Annotated in this window: 21 protein-coding genes; 13 read left to right on the top strand and 8 right to left on the bottom strand. The window is 66.4% G+C overall.

The features are described 5' to 3' along the window. Positions 1-115 precede the first annotated feature (115 nt). Positions 116-721: a murein hydrolase activator EnvC family protein gene (locus tag KKR91_RS05480; protein WP_210230503.1), complete on the bottom strand. Its 606-nt coding sequence runs from the start codon at positions 719-721 to the stop codon at positions 116-118. 429 nt (positions 722-1,150) lie between these two features. Between KKR91_RS05480 and rpsB the strand changes: the two genes are divergently transcribed. The 7 genes from rpsB to KKR91_RS05515 all read left to right on the top strand — a co-directional run bounded on the left by rpsB (position 1,151) and on the right by KKR91_RS05515 (position 6,918). Further along, positions 1,151-2,020 carry a 30S ribosomal protein S2 gene (rpsB, locus tag KKR91_RS05485; RefSeq protein ID WP_210230504.1) on the top strand — a complete coding sequence of 290 codons (870 nt, stop codon included), beginning with the start codon at positions 1,151-1,153 and terminating at the stop codon, positions 2,018-2,020. 136 nt (positions 2,021-2,156) lie between these two features. Next, the gene (gene tsf, locus KKR91_RS05490) at positions 2,157-2,996 is read left to right on the top strand and encodes a translation elongation factor Ts (protein ID WP_210230505.1); all 840 of its coding nucleotides are present in this window, start codon (positions 2,157-2,159) and stop codon (positions 2,994-2,996) included. Between the two features lie 133 nt (positions 2,997-3,129). Then, positions 3,130-3,861: a UMP kinase gene (gene pyrH, locus KKR91_RS05495; RefSeq protein WP_210230506.1), complete on the top strand. Its 732-nt coding sequence runs from the start codon at positions 3,130-3,132 to the stop codon at positions 3,859-3,861. Positions 3,862-3,981: 120 nt separating this feature from the next. After that, on the top strand, positions 3,982-4,413 hold the full coding sequence (locus KKR91_RS05500) for a hypothetical protein (RefSeq protein ID WP_210230507.1): 432 nt from the start codon (positions 3,982-3,984) through the stop codon (positions 4,411-4,413). A gap of 245 nt (positions 4,414-4,658) precedes the next feature. After that, positions 4,659-5,216 (top strand): ribosome recycling factor, encoded by a 558-nt coding sequence (frr, locus tag KKR91_RS05505; protein WP_210230509.1) that lies wholly within the window; start codon positions 4,659-4,661, stop codon positions 5,214-5,216. Between the two features lie 74 nt (positions 5,217-5,290). Next, the gene (locus KKR91_RS05510) at positions 5,291-6,220 is read left to right on the top strand and encodes a phosphatidate cytidylyltransferase (RefSeq protein ID WP_210230511.1); all 930 of its coding nucleotides are present in this window, start codon (positions 5,291-5,293) and stop codon (positions 6,218-6,220) included. 119 nt (positions 6,221-6,339) lie between these two features. Next, a complete protein-coding gene (locus KKR91_RS05515) occupies positions 6,340-6,918 on the top strand; it encodes a DivIVA domain-containing protein (RefSeq protein WP_210230513.1) in 579 nt (192 codons plus the stop codon). A 9-nt stretch (positions 6,919-6,927) separates the two neighbouring features. On the opposite strand, the gene KKR91_RS05520 is transcribed toward KKR91_RS05515, so the two are convergent. From KKR91_RS05520 to KKR91_RS05535, 4 genes are read right to left on the bottom strand one after another with little or no spacing between them, the layout of a single operon-like run. Beyond that, positions 6,928-8,394, bottom strand: coding sequence for a sodium/solute symporter (locus KKR91_RS05520; RefSeq protein ID WP_210230514.1), 1,467 nt, complete (start codon positions 8,392-8,394; stop codon positions 6,928-6,930). A gap of 18 nt (positions 8,395-8,412) precedes the next feature. Further along, complete coding sequence (locus KKR91_RS17155; protein WP_337925352.1) at positions 8,413-8,892, bottom strand: DUF485 domain-containing protein; 480 nt, start codon at positions 8,890-8,892, stop codon at positions 8,413-8,415. After that, positions 8,889-9,638 (bottom strand): LytR/AlgR family response regulator transcription factor, encoded by a 750-nt coding sequence (locus KKR91_RS05530; protein ID WP_210230516.1) that lies wholly within the window; start codon positions 9,636-9,638, stop codon positions 8,889-8,891. Before KKR91_RS05530 ends, KKR91_RS17155 begins: the two co-directional genes overlap by 4 nt. A 19-nt stretch (positions 9,639-9,657) precedes the next feature. Further along, positions 9,658-10,896, bottom strand: coding sequence for a sensor histidine kinase (locus KKR91_RS05535; protein ID WP_210230517.1), 1,239 nt, complete (start codon positions 10,894-10,896; stop codon positions 9,658-9,660). Positions 10,897-11,134: 238 nt separating this feature from the next. Here KKR91_RS05535 and KKR91_RS05540 point away from each other — a divergent pair, with 238 nt between their 5' ends. After that, on the top strand, positions 11,135-11,509 hold the full coding sequence (locus KKR91_RS05540; protein WP_210230519.1) for a DUF485 domain-containing protein: 375 nt from the start codon (positions 11,135-11,137) through the stop codon (positions 11,507-11,509). Between the two features lie 5 nt (positions 11,510-11,514). After that, positions 11,515-13,134, top strand: coding sequence for a solute symporter family protein (locus KKR91_RS05545; RefSeq protein ID WP_210230798.1), 1,620 nt, complete (start codon positions 11,515-11,517; stop codon positions 13,132-13,134). 102 nt (positions 13,135-13,236) lie between these two features. Here the strand turns inward: KKR91_RS05545 and KKR91_RS05550 are convergent, their stop codons facing one another. Next, positions 13,237-13,710, bottom strand: a complete 474-nt coding sequence (locus KKR91_RS05550; RefSeq protein WP_210230520.1) for an Lrp/AsnC family transcriptional regulator — start codon at positions 13,708-13,710, stop codon at positions 13,237-13,239. 166 nt (positions 13,711-13,876) lie between these two features. Here KKR91_RS05550 and pdhA point away from each other — a divergent pair, with 166 nt between their 5' ends. From pdhA to KKR91_RS05565, 3 genes are read left to right on the top strand one after another with little or no spacing between them, the layout of a single operon-like run. Further along, a complete protein-coding gene (gene pdhA / locus KKR91_RS05555) occupies positions 13,877-15,067 on the top strand; it encodes a pyruvate dehydrogenase (acetyl-transferring) E1 component subunit alpha (RefSeq protein ID WP_210230522.1) in 1,191 nt (396 codons plus the stop codon). Further along, entirely contained in the window at positions 15,064-16,107 is a 1,044-nt protein-coding gene (locus KKR91_RS05560; RefSeq protein ID WP_210230524.1) for an alpha-ketoacid dehydrogenase subunit beta, read from the top strand. The genes pdhA and KKR91_RS05560 overlap by 4 nt, the downstream gene beginning before the upstream one ends. Next, complete coding sequence (locus tag KKR91_RS05565) at positions 16,104-17,471, top strand: dihydrolipoamide acetyltransferase family protein (protein ID WP_210230526.1); 1,368 nt, start codon at positions 16,104-16,106, stop codon at positions 17,469-17,471. The genes KKR91_RS05560 and KKR91_RS05565 overlap by 4 nt, the downstream gene beginning before the upstream one ends. Before the next feature lie 100 nt (positions 17,472-17,571). On the opposite strand, the gene KKR91_RS05570 is transcribed toward KKR91_RS05565, so the two are convergent. Both KKR91_RS05570 and KKR91_RS05575 read right to left on the bottom strand, forming a co-directional pair. Beyond that, entirely contained in the window at positions 17,572-18,039 is a 468-nt protein-coding gene (locus KKR91_RS05570) for a GNAT family N-acetyltransferase (RefSeq protein ID WP_210230527.1), read from the bottom strand. A gap of 37 nt (positions 18,040-18,076) precedes the next feature. Further along, positions 18,077-18,733 carry a TetR/AcrR family transcriptional regulator gene (locus tag KKR91_RS05575; protein ID WP_210230530.1) on the bottom strand — a complete coding sequence of 219 codons (657 nt, stop codon included), beginning with the start codon at positions 18,731-18,733 and terminating at the stop codon, positions 18,077-18,079. A 160-nt stretch (positions 18,734-18,893) separates the two neighbouring features. Here KKR91_RS05575 and KKR91_RS05580 point away from each other — a divergent pair, with 160 nt between their 5' ends. Continuing rightward, positions 18,894-20,498, top strand: a complete 1,605-nt coding sequence (locus KKR91_RS05580; protein WP_210230533.1) for a carboxyl transferase domain-containing protein — start codon at positions 18,894-18,896, stop codon at positions 20,496-20,498. The last annotated feature ends 5 nt before the right edge of the window (positions 20,499-20,503 follow it).

Raw genomic sequence — 20,503 nt, forward strand, 5'->3', positions numbered from 1 at the left:
AGCCCGCTTGTGTAACTGTTTGGCCGGCCCCGGCATCTGCCGGGCCGGCCAAACGTGTTTCCGCCGCCTGTTTCATCGTTGTCCCTACGGCCGGCCTCCTGCTGCAGCCGCAGGGCTATTCGAGCGGCAGCAGAATGGACGGACGCCGGTCGGTGACGTAGTTGAGCGGGTTGACGTAGTTGCCGTGGACCCTGACTCCCCAATGAAGGCACGACGCCGGGCAATGCCCGGGTTCCGCGGGGGCGCCGACATGGCCAATCACCTCACCTTCTGACACCTTCGTCCCGTCCGCTTTCACTGCCTGCACCGGTTCGAAGCTCGCCAGCACACCCGAGCCCAGATCCACCGTCAGTACCGGCCGGTTCACCACCCAGCCCGCAAACACCACGGTTCCGGCCTCCGGGCTGAGCACGGCGGTGCCCGGCTCTGCCGGCAGATCCACGCCCCGGTGCCCCGGCAGCCAGCGTTGCGCGGGCGGCTGGAAGAACCGCTGTACGGTCGGTGCGGGGGAGAGGGGCCAGCTCCACTCAGGCTCGAACCGGCTGCTGCCCGGCCCCGAAGCCGCTTTTGCCTCCGGTCCCGGCCCTGCGAGCGAGGGTGACACTGCCACGGCCGCGAGCAGCGCAACCGCAGCCCATCGCCCGGTCCGGTAACCCACCCTGACCGGAAGCCGCAGAGCCGCCCCGAACCCCGCCAGCCGCCGTCGTCGTATCCTGTTCATCGCCCCAGCATCCTGCTTCCGCAGGCCGGCAGATGCGGTTGCGGCGGAGCTGGGGGAAACCTCGGGGCCTGGCGGGCCGAAGCCCGGCCGGGGAGGACAAAAGCCCCACTGTGCTGGTGTATAGTTGACGAAGCAGTTTGCTGTGCCATGTTCCCTGCCCGCAGGGAGGATGCCGCCCATGGTTTCACCGAAAAACGAGCGGCTTCCGGCACGGAATCCTGACTACGCGTGCCCCAATTATCCGCGGCCCTCCTTCGGGGGAGCAGCGGGTGCCTCTCCATCGGTCCGGTAAGCCGGCAGGGGAGACATGCTGGTTTCAGCTGATGGGCACCAGGAGCTTCGCCCGCCCGGGCGTACAGCTATAACCGTCAATTGGCAGCAGGTCGACCGCGCTTAGGTGCGCCCACTGCTGCCGGAAGGAGTGACGACATGCCCGTCGTTACAATGCGCCAGCTGCTCGACAGCGGCGTCCACTTTGGACACCAGACCCGTCGCTGGAACCCGAAGATGAAGCGTTTCATCTTCACCGAGCGCAACGGCATCTACATCATCGACCTGCAGCAGTCGCTGTCCTACATCGACCGTGCATACGAGTTCGTCAAGGCCACCGTTGCCCACGGCGGAACCGTACTGTTCGTCGGTACCAAGAAGCAGGCTCAGGAAGCCATCGCCGAGCAGGCCACCCGTGTTGGCCAGCCGTACGTGAACCAGCGTTGGCTCGGCGGTATGCTCACCAACTTCCAGACCGTTGCCAAGCGCATCCAGCGTCTGAAGGAACTCGAAGAGATCGACTTCGACGATGTTGCCGGTTCCGGCCACACCAAGAAGGAACTGCTGCTGCTGAAGCGCGAGCTCACCAAGCTGCAGACCAACCTCGGCGGCATCCGCAACCTGACCAAGGCTCCGTCCGTGGTCTGGATCGTTGATACCCAGAAGGAACACCTCGCCATTGACGAGGCCAAGAAGCTGAACATCCCCGTTGTGGCCATCCTGGACAGCAACTGCGATCCCGATGACGTCGACTTCCCGATCCCGGGCAACGACGACGCCATCCGCTCCGTCAACCTGCTGACCCGCGTTATCGCCGACGCCGTTGCTGAGGGCCTGATCGTCCGCCACAACAAGTCCGGCAACACGGAAGCACCGGCCGAGCCGCTTGCTGAGTGGGAGCGCGAACTCCTCGAAGGCGCAGCTGCCCCCGCCGCTGAAGAGGCTCCGGCCGCTGAAGCTGCTCCGGCTGCCGAGGCTCCGGCCGAAGCCGCTGCCGAGGCACCCGCCGCGGACGCAACAGAGAAGTAAATAGAAGTTCCCGAATCACCGCGGCCTGAGGCTGCGGTGATTTCGGGGTAACTGCCAGTGCGGCTGGCCGGAATTTTCCGGCCAGCCGCACTGGCGGAAGCTCACCAAAACTTACAACGGGAGGACTGGAGTCCAAATGGCGAACTACACCGCTGCTGATATCAAGGCTCTGCGCGAGCGCACCGGCGCCGGCATGATGGATGTGAAGAAGGCTCTCGACGAGGCCAACGGCGACGCCGACAAGGCCATGGAGCTTATTCGCATCAAGGGCCTGAAGGGCGCCACCAAGCGCGAAGGCCGTTCCACCGCCGAGGGCCTGGTTGCTGCCAAGGTCATCGACGGCACTGCCGGCGTCATGATCGAGCTCAACTGCGAAACCGACTTCGTTGCCAAGTCGCCCAAGTTCATTGAACTGGCCGCCAAGGTTCTGGATGCTGCTGTGGAGTCCGCTGCTGCTGACGCCGAGACGCTCCTGGCCTACAACGTAGACGGCAAGCCGCTCTCCGAGGTCATCGTCGAAGAAGGCGCCATCCTGGGCGAGAAGATTGTTGTCCGCCGGGTTGCACGCCTCGAAGGCAAGACCGTCGACGCGTACCTGCACAAGACCTCCAAGGACCTTCCGGCCCAGGTCGGCGTGCTGTTCGCTGTGGATGGTGACAGCGACGAGGCAAAGACCGCTGCGCACGACATCGCCGTGCACACCGCTGCCTACGCTCCTACCTACCTGACGCGCGAAGAAGTTCCCGCCGAGACCGTGGAGAACGAACGCCGCATCGCTGACGAGACGGCACGCGCCGAGGGCAAGCCCGAAGCCGCGCTGACCAAGATCGTCGAAGGCCGCATGACCGGTTTCTACAAGGAAATCGTTCTGGTGGACCAGCCGTTCGCGAAGGACGCCAAGAAGACTGTTGCGAAGGTACTCGAAGAAGCCGGCACAACGCCCTCCGGCTTCGCCCGTTTCCGCGTAGGCGCCTAGCCCTTAAGGCACTGGACCTGACGGACACGTCATCATGAACAGAGGGGGTGGTCACCGAGGTGGCCACCCCTTTTGTCTGCCCAAAACAGCTCACTAGTCTATAAAGCAAGCACCCTATGCCCCGGGAGGCACCATGGCCCACGTCCTGAATGAAACCGAACATACGCGACGCCGCGTCCTGCTGAAGCTATCCGGCGAGGTATTCGGCGGCGGAAAGCTCGGCGTTGACCCCGATACTGTGCGTGCCGTGGCCAAGCAGATTGCTGCCACCGTCGGTGAAGTGGAAGTGGCCATCGTCGTCGGCGGCGGTAACTTCTTCCGCGGCGCCGAGCTCTCCCAGAGCGGCATGGACCGGTCCCGGGCGGATTACATGGGCATGCTTGGCACCGTTATGAACTGCCTGGCGCTGCAGGACTTCCTGGAGCAGGCGGGCGTGGAAACCCGCGTCCAGAGCGCCATCACCATGGGACAGGTCGCTGAGGCCTATATTCCGCGGCGCGCGATCCGCCACCTTGAAAAGGGACGCGTCGTCATTTTCGGTGCCGGTGCCGGACTGCCCTACTTCTCCACCGACACGGTTGCAGCCCAGCGGGCCCTGGAGGTGCACGCCGACGAGGTGCTGATGGCCAAGAGCGGCGTGGACGGCGTTTACACCGCGGATCCGCATAAGGACCCGACCGCCAAGCGTCTCGAGACGCTGACGTACGACGACGCCCTGCGCCAGGACATCCGCGTGATGGACCAGACGGCCATGACCATGTGCAAGGACAATGACCTGAACATGGTGGTCTTCGGCATGGAAGGCGAAGGCAACGTCACCCGCGCCATCCGCGGCGAGAAGATCGGCACCATCGTCTCGAACTAGTGCATGCTGCACGGTCCTGAGGTAGGTGCGCTGGGGTCTGGTGCCTGCGGGACCTGGAACTCCGGCAACCCTGTGCCACTATGGGCACTGATGCGTCCCACGGTGGAAGGTGCAGTTTCCATGGCGATTACTTTAGGTTCAGACCGGGTGCAGGCATGGTTGGGAGCAGCGGGATTCGCCGCGCTCTTTGTCATCCTTCGGGCCAGCGGAGTGTTCACACCCGAAAAGGTCTTCCCCGGTCCGGGTGCGGATATAGCCGTCGCACTTCTGTATTCGGCGGTCCTCGCGGGCTTCGGGGCCTGCCTGCTGGTTCTCAGCCACCGGATCGGGCAGCGCTGGGCAGCGACGCGCGGTCTGGCCGGCTACTGGGCGGCCATGGGGCTCGGTATCCATGTGATCGCCTGGTGCGGTGCCGGCGTCGTCGTCGGGTCTGCATCCGCCTCAGGCAACCTTCACCAGGCTGCCTGGACGACGACGTTGCTCGTGCTGCTGGCTTCAGCTTCCGTATTTTTCACCGCTGCCTGTGCACTCCTCCGACTGCGGCAGTCCTGAGGAAGGCGGCTTTATTATTCGGGAGGCCGTCCGCGGCCGAGGGAATATCGTTGCCGCTGATCCAGGTCCCGAAGACCCCTGCACCTCGCAAGCTCGGTGCAGGGAACCGGCGACCCTTTTGCGCCAAGAGGGTTTCCCCTCCACCTCGCAAGCTCGGTGCAGGGAACCCTGACCCTTTTGGCTTAGGATGAATAAGAGAGTCCAACCACCACCGCGTGGACGTTTTTTGCACGTTAGGAGACACCATGATCGACGAAACCCTGGCCGAGGCCACCGACAAAATGAACAAGGCGGTGGAGGTAGCCAAGGAAGACTTCTCGACCATCCGCACCGGCCGCGCCACGCCCGCCCTGTTCTCCAAGGTTCTGGTGGACTACTACGGTTCACCCACGCAGCTCCAGCAGCTGGCTTCCTTCGGCACGCCGGATGCACGCACCCTGCTGATCACGCCCTACGATGTTTCGGCCCTTCGCGCCATTGAGCGCGCGCTGAGCGACTCCGAGGTGGGCGCCAACCCGTCCAACGACGGCAAGGTCATCCGGGTTGTCATGCCTGAGCTGACGCAGGACCGCCGCAAGGAATACGTCAAGATTGTCAAGACCAAGGGTGAGGACGCCAAGGTCTCGGTCCGCAACATCCGCCGCAAGGCGAAGGATGCCCTGGACCGCCTGGTCAAGGACGGCGAGGTCGGCGAGGACGACGGCGCCCGTGCCGAAAAGGACCTTGACGCGCTGACCAAGGCGCACACGGACGCCATTGACGATCTGCTCAAGCGCAAGGAAGCCGAGCTCCTCGAGGTCTGATGACGAACGACCAGCCTCCCAGCAAGGCTGGCGGTGCGTCCCTTGAGACTGACCCGGCAGCAAAGGCCACGGATATGAGTGCTACTGACGGAGCCGGAGTTTCCGGGACGGACGGTGCCCGGCGGGCAAGAAAGACGCCGAAACCCCTCAGGACGCCGAAACCCCTCAAGGCGCCGAAGGCACCCGCCAAAGTCTCCAAGGCTGGCCGGAACCTCCCGGCCGCCATCGTCGTGGGTGTCATCCTCGTGGCCGCGCTTCTTGCTGCCCTGTTGTTCTTCCCCTTCGGAATCGTTGCCATCGCCACGGTCTTCGCCGCCGTCGGGGTCTGGGAAGTCAGCCGCGCCCTAGAGGTCCGCGGCATCAAGGTGCCCATGGTGCCGGTACTTGTCGGTACCGTCGCCCTGCCCTTTGCCGCCTACTTCGGCGGCAGCGAATCGTTGGCCTTTGCACTGGTGGCCACTGTGGTGGCGATCCTGCTCTGGCGGACCATCGACACCGCCGAAGACGCCGTCCGCAGTGTCTTGGCCGGCATCTTCGTGGTGCTGTGGGTGCCGTTCCTGCTCAGTTTCGCCATGCTCCTGCTGGGTGAACCCGGCGGCCAGGTCAGGGTGGCGATCCTGCTGCTGCTGGTGGTCTCCAATGACACGTTCGGCTACCTCGTCGGTGCGCTCTTTGGAAAGCACCCCATGGCACCGAAAATCAGTCCCAAGAAATCCTGGGAAGGTTTCGCCGGATCAGCTGCCGGCGCCACCGTCGTCGGCATCGTGGCGGCCCTGTTCTTCCTTGATCAGCCCTGGTGGTTTGGCCTGGTCCTTGCTGTGGCCACGGTTGCCGCGGCAACTGCCGGAGACTTCTCGGAGTCCATGATCAAGCGCGAGCTCGGTGTGAAGGACATGTCCAACCTGCTGCCCGGACACGGCGGGATCATGGACCGGCTTGATTCGATTGTCTTCGCCTCGCCGGTGGTTTTCCTGATCTCAGCTCTGCTGATTCCCGGCGCCTGACACGGTTTCAGGGCCCAGTTAGCTCCTGACCCGGAGCTGACTGGGCGCAACGTAAGATATTCAGAGGTTAACCAACAGTCTCGGTACAAGCGGCACGACCACAGAGGAACAGTTTAGATATGGACGAAGCGCGGCAGAACAGCGCCCCTTTTGAGCGTGTGGGGCGTCGGGAATACGGGTACAACACGCGCCAAGTCGATGAATTCCTGCTCAAGGCCCGGAGCTACTACACCTCCGAAACCCCTGGGGCGAAACCCATTACCAGCGCCAGCGTCCGGTCGATGGCCTTTGACCCCGCCAAGGCAGGCTACGAGCCGCAGGCCGTTGACGCGGCGCTGGACCGCCTGGAAGACGTATTTGCACAGCGTGAAAGAGATCAGTTGATTCAGGACAAGGGCGAGGAAGCCTGGCTGCTGCAGATCGGCCGCACGTCGGCCGTCCTGCGCGCGCGCCTGCACCGCAAGCCCGGGGAGCGGTTCCGCCGCCCCAGCAAGCGCAAGGTGCCCAGTTACAACATCAAGGACGTCGACGCCCTCTGCAACGAGCTCCTCGGCTACTTCGAAAACGATAAGCCGCTCAGCGTCGACGTCGTCCGGCGGGCGGTTTTCCGCGAGGCCAAGGGCGCCGAGGGCTATGAAGAGACCCAAGTGGATGCCTTCCTGGACCGCGTCGTTGAGCTGATGGCTTCGATCGATTAACAGCCCCGGCTAGCGCCGCGGCTCCGGCGTATGCAGGCGGGCCAGAATCTTGGCGGCGCCCGACGGTGCCAGATCCGGGCGCAGCCGGGACACCGCCACGGTCACGGCAAACGCCGCCGGCACGGTCCACGCGGCCGGCTGTTCCAGCCATACGGGGGAGACCCTGTCCATGGTGGAGAGCAGGCCGCCGGACACCATGGCGCCCCCGCACAGTGCAGCCCCGGTCACCATCCCGGCCACCGCGCCGGGGGCCGTGAGCCCACGCCACCAGATGCCCAGCACCAGGAGCGGGCACAGCGTCGAGGCCGTGAAGGCAAAGACCATGCCCACGCTGCCGGCCAGCGCCTGCGAGCTGGTCAGGGCGGCCAGGCCCAGCGGCACAGCCGCGGCCAACACGGCAGAGAGCCGGAATCCGCTGACACTGCCGCGGAAGAACTCCTGGCTCACCACCCCTGCCAAGGACACCACCAGTCCGCTGGTGGTGGAGAGGAACGCCGCAAAGGCCCCGGCTGTCACCAGTGCGGAGAGCAGGTCTCCCAGGGCGCCGTCGAACACCCGGCCCGGCAGCAGCAGAACGGTCGAATCGGCGCCGCCTGCCGCCAGCTCCGGGGTGTAGATGCGGCCCAGCACCCCGTAGATGATCGGGAAAACATAAAACAGGGACAGCAGCCCGAGCACAATCAGTGTGGTCCGTCGCGCCGAGACCCCGTCAGGGTTGGTGTAAAAACGCACCAACACGTGTGGCAGGCCGAGCGTGCCGCAGAGCAGGGCGATGCTCAGTGAAATGTTCCGGTACAGCGAAGCATGGGTTTCCGGGTTCAGCGCGGCTTCGAAGGCAGCGCCGCCGTTGGTCCAGGGGAGGCCTTCGCTGGAGAGCCGGAACAGCACAAACAGGACCGGCACGGCAATGGCGGCAAGCTTGAGCCAGTACTGGAACGCCTGCACGAAGGTAATGGAGCGCATGCCGCCGGTGACCACGCTCAGGCAGACAATGACGGCGACTGCCACGGAGCCCACCCATCCCGGCAGCCCTGTGGTGATGCGGATAGTCAGCGCCGCACCGTGCAGTTGCGGGACGATGTACAGCCAGCCGACGGCGATTACCAGCAGGCTCGTGATCCGGCGGACCGCTATCGATTCCAGCCTGGCCTGGGCAAAATCGGGAACGGTATAGGCGCCGGAGCGGCGCAGCGGGGCAGCCACGAACAGCAGCAGCATCAGGTAGCCGGCGGTGTAGCCGATCGGGAACCACAGGGCATCGACCCCGGACACCAGGATCAGCCCGGCCACGCCAAGGAAGCTGGCTGCAGACAGATACTCCCCACCGATGGCCGAGGCATTCCACCACGGCCGCACCGTCCGGGAGGCAACGTAAAAGTCGCCGGTGGTGCGGGAAATCCGCAGCCCGTACACCCCGATCAGCAACGTGACGGCGGTGACCGCTGCCAGCGCGGCGTAGCCTGTCGCGGGGTTCACGCCGGGCCTCCGGCGGGCCTAGGCATCATCGACCAGGTCCAGGAAGCGGCGTTCATTGCGGGTGGCGCTGCGGACGTACAGCGCGCCGCAGACAATGACGAGCGGATACACCCCGGCCCCCAGCAGGATCCAGGGAGCCGGCACGGTGAACAGGGTCAGGTCGGCGATCACCGGCAGGAAGGCCAGCAGCACCGGCACGCCCAAGAGGATCAGCAGGAAGCCCGCCGCCACCACCAGGGCAAGCCGCAGCTGGGACCGGATGAGCGATCCAATGAACAGCTCGCCCACCTCAGTCTGCTCATCCAGTTCGCGCGACACGGTGTACGGGACCGCCGCAGCCGGTGCGCTGCGCGGCGCCGTGACCCGGATGCGCTGCGGACGGCCTGCCGGGCCGCGCGTCGTGGCTGGCGCCTGGCCGGCCAGCTGCCCGGGATCCGAGGCTGCCTTCGCAGCGGCCGACGGCGTCGGCGGCGGCGATGCTGCCGGCTCCCGGCTCACGAACTCGGCCGGATCCGGCCGGCGGCAAGCGTGGTGCGGACACCGGGCAAATGGCGCCGGCTGACTGGCAGTTCCGTGGATCCCACAGTGATGCTCGCCCGGCCGCCGGCCACCCGCACCGCACGGATAAAGGAGCGGGCCACCAGATACGAGCGGTGCGTCCGCACGAAGCTGCCGGCCCATTGCTCCTCGAGATCCGCCAGCGGCACCCGGATCAGGTAGGAGGCGCCGTCGGTGTGGAGCCGGGCGTAGTCACCCTGCGCCTGGACATACCGGATGTCCTCACGGCGGATCACCCGGGTGGTGCCGCCCTGCACCACGGTGACGACGTCGGTATCCGTCACTGCCGGTTCCGTGCCCGACTCGCAGATCCGCCGGACGGATTCCGCCAGCCGTTCGGGCCGCACCGGCTTGAGCAGGTAGTCGACGGCGGCCAGGTCAAAGGCCGTGAGGGCCTGCTCCTCGTCAGCGGTGACGAACACGATGGCGGGTGGGCGCTCCTGCGCTGCCAGCACCCGGGCAATGTCGAGGCCGGAGAGGGCAGGCATGTGGATATCCAGGAAGACGGCATCCACCGCATGGGCTTCAATGGCCCGCAGCGCTTGGGCGCCGCTGGAGGCGCGATGGATCTCGCCGACCCGGGAATCCCGGCCCAGCAGGAAGGCCAGCTCATTCACGGCGGGCAGCTCATCATCGGCGACAACCACAGTGATAGGCCGGGCGGCGGTCTTTCCGGGTGCGGGCATGTGGAACAGGCTACAAGACTCAGGTGCGGTGGCCGGGTTGCGACTTGGGGATACGCATGGTTATCAGGGTTCCGGCGCCGGGAGCGGTATCGATGACCAAGCCGTGGTCCTCGCCGTACACCTGGCGCAGCCGCACGTCCACATTCCGCAGGCCCACGTGGTCGCCGTCGGCATGGCCGGCGAGGATGGAGCGCAGGTACTCCGGGTCCATGCCCACCCCGTTGTCTTCGACGGTGATCACGGCCAGGGACCCGGCGTCGGACGCGGTGATGGTGATGTGCCCGTTGCCGTCGCTGGCCTCCAATCCGTGGCGTACGGAGTTCTCGACCAGCGGCTGGAGCGACAGGAACGGGATGGCTGTGCCCAGGACCTCGGGGCCGATCTGCAGGCTGATTTTCAGGCGGTCACCAAAGCGGGCGCGTTCGAGCAGAAGGTACCGGTCGATCGCCTGCAGCTCCTCGGCCACGGTGGTGAAGTTGCCGCTGCGCCGGAAGGTGTAGCGGGTGAAGTCGGCAAATTCGACGACAAGTTCCCGGGCCCGCGCCGGATCGGTGGTGATGTACGAAGCGATGGCGTTGAGGGAGTTGTAGATGAAGTGCGGGCTGATCTGCGCCCGCAGGGCCCGCACCTCGGCCTCCATCAGCAGGGTGCGCGAGGTGTCCAGTTCGGCCAGCTCCACCTGCGCGGCCACCCAACCGGCGACGTCGTTCGCAGCGCGGACCAGTCCGGCGCTCACCGTCGGGGCAAACACCGCGAGCGTGCCCACCGTCTGCCGGTTGACCTGCAACGGACAGATCAGCAGCTGCCGGGCGCCACCGTCCTGCCCGGCGCTGCTGTCCCGGCCCGGGCTGAGGTCCAGCCCCAGGGACCGCAGCCCCGCGCCGCGGAAAACCTTGGTCCGGCCGCTCTCCAGCACCGTGCGGGAGGCTTCCAGCAGCCGGACCCGGGACCGGGGGGTGTCCGGCAGTGACCCTTCCCAGGCCAGGACGGCGGCGGCATCGGTGATGACCAGCGTGTCGCAGCCCAGCAGGGCGCGCAGGTGCCGTCCGGCCTTGGACGCACCGCCGGGGGTGAGCCCGGCTCGCAGATGCTGCGAGGCCAGGGTTGCCGTGTGGAGGGTTGAATAGACCGCCCGTTCGGTATCCGAGCCCAGGTCCCCCTGGGACCGGATCAGCCTGTGGCCCAGGGCCGCCACCGCCACCACGGTGAGCACGGCGACGGCGCAGACCAGGGCGATGTCGACGGCGGGGCTGAGCATGTCCCCACCCTAGCCGCAGCCGAACGCGAACCTTCGCCGGGTGCAGGGGCAGGTGTCCGCAGACCGTTCACCGCAGGGGAATGACCGCTTGGCGAGGCATGGACGGTGAAACTTGGTGCATCACGACAGGGCATAGGACAGTGATGGGGATCACAGTTTGTGCGTGCGCAGTGCCCGGGGACCGGCGTGGCCGGTGGGAGCGCGCCCGTGCGGACGAGCCCCAACTCAAGGAGGAGCGATGGCAACACAAGAGCCGCAAGGAACCGGTGCGCATGCTGCGCCGCCGGTCGACTTCACCGAAGTCCAAAAATCACCCGAGCTGCAGGAGCTGCGCAAGCGGCAGCGCAGCTTCATTTTCCCGATGGCCGTGGTGTTCCTGCTGTGGTACTTCGCCTATGTTCTCCTGGCCGACTACGCCCACGACTTCATGTCCACCCAGGTCTGGGGCAACATCAACATCGGGCTGATCCTGGGACTGCTGCAGTTCGTCAGCACCTTCGGAATCACCATGTGGTACGTCAGCTACGCCAACCGTCGAATGGATCCCATCGCTGCGGGCCTGCGCGAGAAACTTGAGGCCAAGGGCGTCCGGCGTCCGGAGGAGAGCAAATGAGCACGATGAACATTGTCGCCGCGGAGGAGGTGACCGCTGAACTCGTCAAGGAAACCGGATGGCTGAACATGCTCATCTTCGGGCTCTTCGTGGCGGTCACCCTGGTGGTGGTGCTGCGGGCCAGCCGCAACAACAAGACCGCTGCCGACTACTATGCCGCCGGCCGGTCCTTCACCGGGCCGCAGAACGGCACTGCCATTGCCGGTGACTACCTCTCGGCGGCGTCCTTCCTGGGCATCGTCGGAGCCATCGCCATCAACGGCTACGACGGCTTCCTCTACTCCATCGGCTTCCTGGTCGCCTGGCTGGTGGCCCTGCTGCTCGTGGCGGAAATGCTGCGCAACACCGGCAAGTTCACCATGGCCGATGTGCTCTCCTTCCGGCTGAAGCAGCGCCCGGTCCGCATTGCCGCGGCAATCACCACCCTTGCTGTCTGCTTCTTCTACCTGCTGGCCCAGATGGCCGGCGCCGGCGGACTGGTCTCCCTGCTGATGGGTATCGACGGCAAGATCGGCCAGTCCCTGGTCATCACCGTCGTCGGCGCCCTCATGATCATCTATGTACTGATCGGCGGCATGAAGGGCACCACCTGGGTGCAGATCATCAAGGCCTGCCTGCTCATCGCCGGCGCAGCCATCATGACGATCTGGGTCCTGGCCCTGCACGGCTTCAACCTTTCCGAACTTCTGGGCAGCGCCGTCGAAATGTCGGGCAACCCGGAACTGCTGAACCCGGGACTGCAGTACGGCAAGACCGAAACGTCCCGCCTGGACTTCGTGTCCCTGGGCATGGCACTGGTGCTCGGTACCGCGGCCCTGCCGCACGTGCTGATGCGCTTCTACACCGTGCCGACCGCCAAGGAAGCCCGCCGCTCGGTGGTCTGGGCCATCTGGCTGATCGGCCTGTTCTACCTGTTCACCCTGGTCCTGGGCTACGGCGCTGCTGCGCTGATCCCCCAGGAGACGATTACTTCGGCTCCGGGCGGCGTGAACTCGGCGGCTCCGCTGCTGGCCTTCGCCCTGGGCGGCCCGGTCCTGCTGGGGCTGATCTCCGCGGTGGCGTTTGCGACCATCCTGGCGGTTGTCGCCGGCCTGACCATCACCGCTGCAGCCTCCTTTGCGCACGATATTTACGCCAATGTCATCCGCAAGGGCAAGGTCGACGCCGACGGCGAGGTCAAGGTGGCCCGCCGCACGGTGATCGTGATCGGCGTGGTCTCCATCCTCGGCGGTATCGGAGCGCAGGGGCAGAACGTTGCCTTCCTGGTGGCTCTGGCCTTCGCCGTGGCGGCCAGTGCCAACCTGCCGACCATCCTGTACTCGCTGTACTGGCGCCGCTTCAACACCCAGGGCGCCATCTGGAGCATGTACGGCGGCCTCGGCTCAGCCATCCTGCTGATCCTCCTCTCGCCGGTCTTCTCCGGGTCCGAGACGTCGATGGTTTCGGGCATCGACATCTCGATCTTCCCGCTGAGCAACCCGGGCCTGGTCTCCATTCCGCTGGCCTTCTTCCTGGGCTGGCTCGGAACCGTGGTGGGCAAGGACAACGAATCGCCGCAGAAGCAGGCGGAGATGGAAGTCCGTTCGCTCACCGGCGTCGGTGCCGAGAAGGCCGTTGACCACTAAGGGCTACACCGTCCGGCGCTGATTCCAGGCCGGAAACAAGGGGTCCCGCACTTTTTGTGCGGGGCCCCTTGTGTGTTCCGGCGGCACCTGCGTCCGGGCAGGTCAGCCGTTGGCGCCGGCCCGCTCGAGCAGCGGGGTGACCCGGAACGGGATGAGTTCGCCCATGGCCAGATTGGTGTCGCACCGTTCGACGCCGGGAATCTCCAGGATGGCCTTGGTGACCCGGAACAGATCCTCGGCGTCGGCGGCGACCACCCGCAGCAGGATGTCGGCATCGCCGGTGAGTCCGTGGGCCTCCACCACTTCGGGGACCAGTGCGAGCTGTTCGGTGATCGCGGCCAATTGCCGCTGCCGGACATGGACATGGACAAACGCCATCAACGGGTAGCCGAGGGCGGTGGTGCTGATCCTGCGCTCGAAGGGCAGGAACACCGCCTTCTTCTCCAGCTGGGCCAGCCTGGCCTGAATGGTGTTGCGCGAGATGCCCAGGATGGCGGCCAGGGCCACGACGGTGCGCCGCGGATCCTTCGCCAGGGCAAGCAGCAGGCGGGTGTCGGTACCGTCCAAGAGGGGCATAGTGCGAAACGTTAGCACGGGCATTGGGCGGTGAACGGGGCACAATGCTCAATGAATGAGCCCATGGTTGTGCCACCTGATGAGTGTGAGTAGGGTCACAGGTATCCGGGCAATGGCGCCCGGGCATCGGTTCGGTCCCGCCACCCCTGGGGCCCAACACGGAAGGATGCGTACCGACGTGTCTCTGCATACTCCTGTCCGCACGCCCCATGATGCCGGCGCCACCGCTGCCGGCCCCTACGTCCAGCTGGTCCGTCCGGATGGTTCGCGCGTCCCGTCCTCGTACGAGCACTGGGTCGACGACGTAGACGCCGCGCAGCTGCGCAGTCTCTACCAGGACATGGTGGTGATCCGCCGGATCGACACCGAAGCCACCGCCCTGCAGCGCCAGGGAGAACTGGGCCTGTGGCCGCCCCTGCTGGGCCAGGAAGCAGCCCAGATCGGTTCCGCCCGAACGCTGCGGCCCACTGATTTTGTCTTCGGCAGCTACCGCGAGAACGGTGTGGCCTGGTGCCGGGGCGTGGACCCGGAATCCCTGATGCGGGTCTGGCGGGGCAATGCCGCCGCCGGCTGGGATCCGTTCACCGTCAATATGGCCCCCACTCAGGTGATCATCGGCGCGCAGGCGCTGCACGCCGCTGGCTACGGGATGGGCGTGGTTGCAGACGGAACCGACGACGCCGTCATCACCTACTTCGGCGACGGCGCCACCAGTCAGGGCGACGTCAATGAGGCGATGGTCTTCGCTGCCAGCTTCCACACGCCAGTCGTCTTCTTCTGCTCCAACAACCACTGGGCCATCTCGGAACCTGTCGGGCTGCAGGCCCAGGTGCCCATCGCCAACCGTGCCCCCGGTTTCGGGATCCCCTCCGTCCGGGTGGACGGCAACGACGTCCTGGCCGTGATGGCCGTGACCCGCGAGGCCCTGGAACGGGCGCGCAGCGGCGGAGGACCAAGCTTCATCGAGGCGGTCACCTACCGGATGGGCCCGCACACCACCGCCGATGACCCCACCCGGTACCGCGACGCAGCGGAGCTGGAGGAATGGCGGGCCAAGGATCCGATCACCCGGATCGAAGCGCTGCTGCGTGCCGGCGGCCTGTTCACCGAGGACTTTGCCGCCTCCGTCGCCGCCCGGGTCGACTCCGTGGCCGCGGAGCTTCGGGCCGCCTGCATCGGCATGCCCGCGCCGGCAGCCATGGACGTTTTTGCCCATGTCTACGCCGAGCCCAACTCCTGGCTGGATACCCAGCAGGAAGAATATGCCCGTTACCTTTCGGCGTATGGTCCAGACGACGACGGCGGTCCGGCAGGCTCCGATCATGCCGGTGCCGGGAAGAAGGGTGGCCGGGCATGAGCACCATGACATTTGGCCGCGCCATCAACGCCGGCCTGCGCGCTGCCATGGAGGCCGATCCCAAGGTCGTCCTGATGGGTGAGGACATCGGTACGCTCGGCGGGGTCTTCCGCATTACCGACGGACTGAAGAAGGATTTTGGCGCCTCCCGGGTAATTGACACTCCGCTGGCCGAATCCGGGATCATGGGCACCGCCGTCGGGCTGGCCTTCCGCGGCTACCGGCCGGTGGTGGAGATCCAGTTCGACGGGTTCATCTATCCGGCCTTTGACCAGATCGTTTCCCAGGTCGCGAAGATGCACTACCGCACCCGGGGGACGGTCAACATGCCGCTGACCATCCGCGTTCCCTTCGGGGGCGGCATCGGCTCGCCGGAACACCACTCGGAGTCACCGGAAGCCTATTTCACCCACACCTCGGGACTGCGCGTGGTCAGCGTGTCCAACCCGCAGGACGCCTACACGATGATCCAGCAGGCCATCGCCAGCAACGACCCGGTGCTCTACTTCGAGCCCAAGCGCCGCTACCACGTCAAGGGTGAGGTGGCCGAAACGCTGGACGGGGCACTGCCGCTGGGCCGCGCCCGGGTGGTCAGCGAAGGCGCCGACGTCACGCTGGTGACCTACGGTCCGCTGGTGATGACCGCCGTCGATGCGGCCATTGCAGCCTCCGATGAGGGAGTGTCCGTGGAGGTCATTGACCTGCGCTCGCTGGCGCCGGTGGATTACGCCACGGTGGAGGCATCGGTGCGCAAGACCGGGCGGCTGGTGATCACCCATGAGGCCGGAAAATCCGGGGGAGTGGGGGCCGAGATTTCCGCCAGCATCACGGAGCGCTGCTTTGATTATCTGGAGCATGCGCCGGTCCGGGTCACCGGGTTCGATGTTCCGTACCCGCCATCAAAGCTCGAACACCATCACCTGCCGGATCTGGACCGGATCCTCGACGGCGTGGACCGCGCCTTGCGGCGCCCCAACTCGCTAAGCGCACCCGCACCATCCGGCACGGTCCGCCCTGCGCTGGAAGGAGCAGGCCTGTGATCCGCGAATTCCGGCTGCCGGACCTGGGCGAAGGCCTGACCGAGTCCGAGATCGTGAACTGGCACATCGCCGTGGGGGACACCGTCACGCTGAACCAGGTCATCGCCGACGTGGAAACCGCCAAGGCGGTCGTGGAGCTTCCCTCGCCCTATGAAGGCATCGTCTCGCAGCTTCACGAGGCCGCCGGCTCGGTGGTGGCGGTCGGCGCGCCGATCGTGTCGTTCGATGTGGCCGGAACGGCCGGGAGTTCTGCGGAGAGCGCCGCTCCCGACAGCCTGGGTGAGGACGAGCCGCAGAAGCGCACTCCCAATCTGGTGGGCTACGGGGCTGTTCCCGAGAAGGCCGGACGGCCGGCCCGCCGTCGCCCGGCGTCCGGGAACCACCCGCCCGCGGTGCCGGACCCGGTTGGGCAGCAGGGGGTTCCGCCGCAGGAGCCCCGGCCTTCGAAGGAGCGTCCGCGCTCCACCCCGCCGGTCCGCAAGCTGGCCCGCGACCTGGGCATAAACCTGGAGCAGGTGGAGGGAACCGGACCCGACGGACTGATCGTCCGGCATGACGTAACCCGCGCGGCAGAAGGCGTGTCATCCCCGGCGCACCTGCCGCCGCCGCCGGCTGTGGCACCGGCGGAGGCCGGCCCCGCCCTTGATGCCAGCCGGGCTGGCAGCCGGGAGACGCGGATTCCAATCGCCGGGATGCGCAAGCACACCGCAGCGGCCATGGTGGCCAGCGCGTTCACGGCTCCGCATGTAACGGTCTTCCTCACCGTGGACGTCACCGCCTCGGTGGAACTGCTGAAGCGGCTGCGCACCCAGCCGGCCTTCGAGGGATTGAAACTGACCCCGCTGACCCTGGCGGCCAAGGCGGTGTGCCTGGCGCTCGCCCGGCATCCGTCGCTGAATTCCCGCTGGGACGAGTCAGCCCGGGAGATCGTCCACTACGGATACGTGAACCTGGGCATTGCCGCGGCCACTCCGCGCGGACTGATGGTTCCCAACGTCAAGGACGCCCAGGCCCTGGGGCTCCGGGACCTCGCAGCGGCCCTCGGATCGCTGGCGCAGACCGCGCGGGCCGGAAAGACCACCCCGGCAGACCTTGCGGGAGGGACGTTCTCCATCTCGAACGTGGGCGTGTTCGGCATCGATTCCGGGACACCCGTCCTGAATCCGGGTGAGGCCGGGATCCTGGCACTGGGGGCGGTCCGGGAGCAGCCATGGGCGCACGAGGGTGCGCTTGCCCTGCGCCAGGTCATGACCCTGAGCCTGTCCTTCGATCACCGGCTGGTCGACGGAGAGCAGGGCGCCCGGTTCCTCAGCGATGTGGGACTGGTCCTCTCCGAGCCGGCCATGGCGCTCGCCCTGGCGTAGGGGCGGTTCCCGGTTCAGGGCGGGGAACCCGCCGGGAAAGGCAAAGACCCGCCGTCGGACATTGTCCGGCGGCGGGTCCGTGTGCAGTTTCGAGGTGCGGCTAGCTCAGCTCAAGCTCGAGTTCGCGCACGACGGCGCCGCGTGCGTTGGCGAAGCCCTGCGCCTCCCCGATCACGGTGAAGCCGTGCTTCTCCAGGATGGCGATGGAGCTGGCATTGTCCGCCACGGCCCGGGCGCGGATGGGGCGCTCGGCGAATTCCTGCAGGAACTGGCCCACGGCCGCCGTGGTGATGCCCTGGCCCCAGCGGGCGGTATCGATCCAGTAGCTGATTTCCGGAACGCCGGACTCGCGGTAAGCAAGGATGCTGCCGACGACGTCGCCATCGGCAACGATCGTGCGCACGGTGATGTTGGGGTCATTCAGGATGTTCTGCCAGTGGTGGTCAAACACACCCCGGTCTGACGGGTTCTTGGCAGCAAATGCGGCCATCTGGTTGGCGCTTGGATCCAACTGATGGGAAAAGAATTCATCCAAATCGGCGGGAACTACGGCACGAAGCTCAATCACAGCAGGTCTTTCTGCTCGAGGGGTTTAGTTCAGCCTACTAGGCCTTGAGGGCGGCCCAGGCCATTGTTTCCAGTAGTGACCTCAGGCGCGACATCTCCCGGGGGCCCATTCTCCGGTTCAGGGTATGGGAGGTGGAATTGATCAGGCCAAAAACAGCCTGTGCCCGCTGCCGGAGCAGGGGAAGCCCGGTTCCGGGGTGCAGCGCGGACAGCGCATCGACCCAGACCTCCACATATTGGCGCTGCAGCGAGCGCACTGCCCGTTCGTCAGTTTCGGGCAAGCTGTTCAGATCCCGGTCCTGAACCCGGATCACGTCCGCCTGGCGCAAGGCAAAGTCGACCTGGAATTCAATGAGGCCGCGCAGGGCCGTCTCCGCGGTGGCGGACTCGGCAACCACGGCTTTGCCGCCGTCGAGCAGATCCTCGCTGACCCCTACCAGCAGGGCGGACAGCACCGCGGGCTTGCCGCTGAAATGCCGGTAGACGGCGGGGCCGCTGACGCCGGCAGCCGCACCCAGCTCTTCAATGGAGACACCGTTGTAGCCACGCTCGGCGAAGAGGGCAGCGGCTGCATCGAGCATCGCAGCCCGTCGGGAAGCCTTGGCCAGGCTGCGGCCGGTGGTGCGGACAGCCGCCAGCGGCGCCCCCGATTTCCTCGGGACCGCTGGTGATGCTTCTTCTTTGGCTGCGTCCATGCCACCCTTTCCGGCAGATTCGTTTCCAAGCTCGCTTTCCATTGTGGTGGACAGGTCGGTTAATAACCAATAACCTTAATTTGAGTTAGCGGTGATTAACCGACATATGGCCTTCGGGCCGCCCCGGGAGGCTGCCGCCCCAGCGAGCAGAGAGACGTCAATGGAGACCCTTGCAACCCTGCTGGATCCGGCTTCACCGCAGTATGCCCGCAATGCCGCGGCCCAGGCGGATCTGGCGAAGGACCTGCGGGAGCGGCTGGCCGAGACGGCGCTGGGCGGGCCCGCGCGCTCCAGGGAACGGCACACCGCCCGCGGCAAGCTGCTGCCGCGCGAGCGGGTCGACCGGCTGCTCGACGAGGGCAGCCCCTTCCTGGAGATCGCCCCGCTGGCCGCCAACGGCATGTACGACGACGAGTGCCCGGGCGCCGGACTCGTGGCCGGCATCGGCCTGGTTCACGGCCGGCAGGTCATGGTGCTGTCCAATGACGCCACGGTCAAGGGCGGCACGTACTATCCGATGACCGTCAAGAAGCACCTCCGTGCGCAGGAAATCGCCTTCGAGAACCGCCTGCCCTGCATCTATCTGGTGGACTCCGGGGGCGCGTACCTGCCGCTGCAGGACGATGTCTTTCCCGACCGGGAGCACTTCGGCCGGATCTTCTTCAACCAGGCGCAGATGTCGGCCCGGAAGATTCCGCAGATCGCCGCCGTCCTGGGCTCGTGCACCGCCGGCGGCGCCTATGTGCCAGCGATGAGCGACGAAACGGTGATCGTGCGCAACCAGGGGACCATCTTCCTGGGCGGCCCCCCGCTGGTGAAAGCGGCCATCGGGGAAATCGTGACCGCCGAGGAGCTCGGCGGCGGAGACCTGCACTCCCGGGTCAGCGGCGTCACCGACCACCTGGCCGAGAACGACGCGCACGCCCTGGAAATCGTCCGCAGCATCGTGGAAACCTTCCCCGAACAGTCCCCGGCCTGGGAGATCCAGCCCGGCCGGGCGCCGTCGTACCCTGCGGAGGAAATCTACGGCACCGTGCCCACTGACCTGCAGACCCCGTACGACGTGCGCGAACTGATCGCCCGGCTGGTGGACGGCAGCGAATTCTCCGAATTCAAGAAGGACTACGGCGCCACCCTGGTCACCGGCTTCGCCCGGCTGCACGGCCACCGGGTGGGGATCGTCGCCAACAACGGCGTCCTCTTCTCGGAGTCAGCGCTCAAGGGCGCCCACTTCATTGAACTGTGCGACCAGCGCGGCATTCCGCTGATCTTCCTGCAGAACATCTCCGGCTTTATGGTCGGCCGGGACTACGAGGCAGGCGGCATCGCGAAGAACGGCGCCAAGATGGTCACCGCCGTCGCCACGGCCCGCGTACCCAAGCTGACCGTTGTGGTCGGCGGATCCTTCGGCGCAGGCAACTACTCGATGTGCGGGCGCGCCTACAGCCCGCGCTTCCTCTGGATGTGGCCGGCGGCGCGGATCTCGGTCATGGGCGGCGCCCAGGCCTCCTCAGTCCTGGCCACCGTCAAGCGCGACCAGCTCGAGGCCCGCGGCGAGGAGTGGGGCGCCGGCGCCGAGGAGGCCTTCAAGGCGCCCATCCGCGACACTTACGAGGCCCAGGGCAGCCCGTACTATTCCACGGCCCGGCTGTGGGATGACGGCGTCATCGACCCCGCTGACACCCGCACCGTCCTGGGCCTGGCCCTGGACGCCTGCGCCAACGCCCCGCTGCCGGAGACCTCCTTCGGCCTCTTCCGGATGTGAGCAGA

Source organism: Arthrobacter jiangjiafuii (assembly GCF_018622995.1).
In the GTDB taxonomy this organism is placed as follows: domain Bacteria; phylum Actinomycetota; class Actinomycetes; order Actinomycetales; family Micrococcaceae; genus Arthrobacter_B; species Arthrobacter_B jiangjiafuii.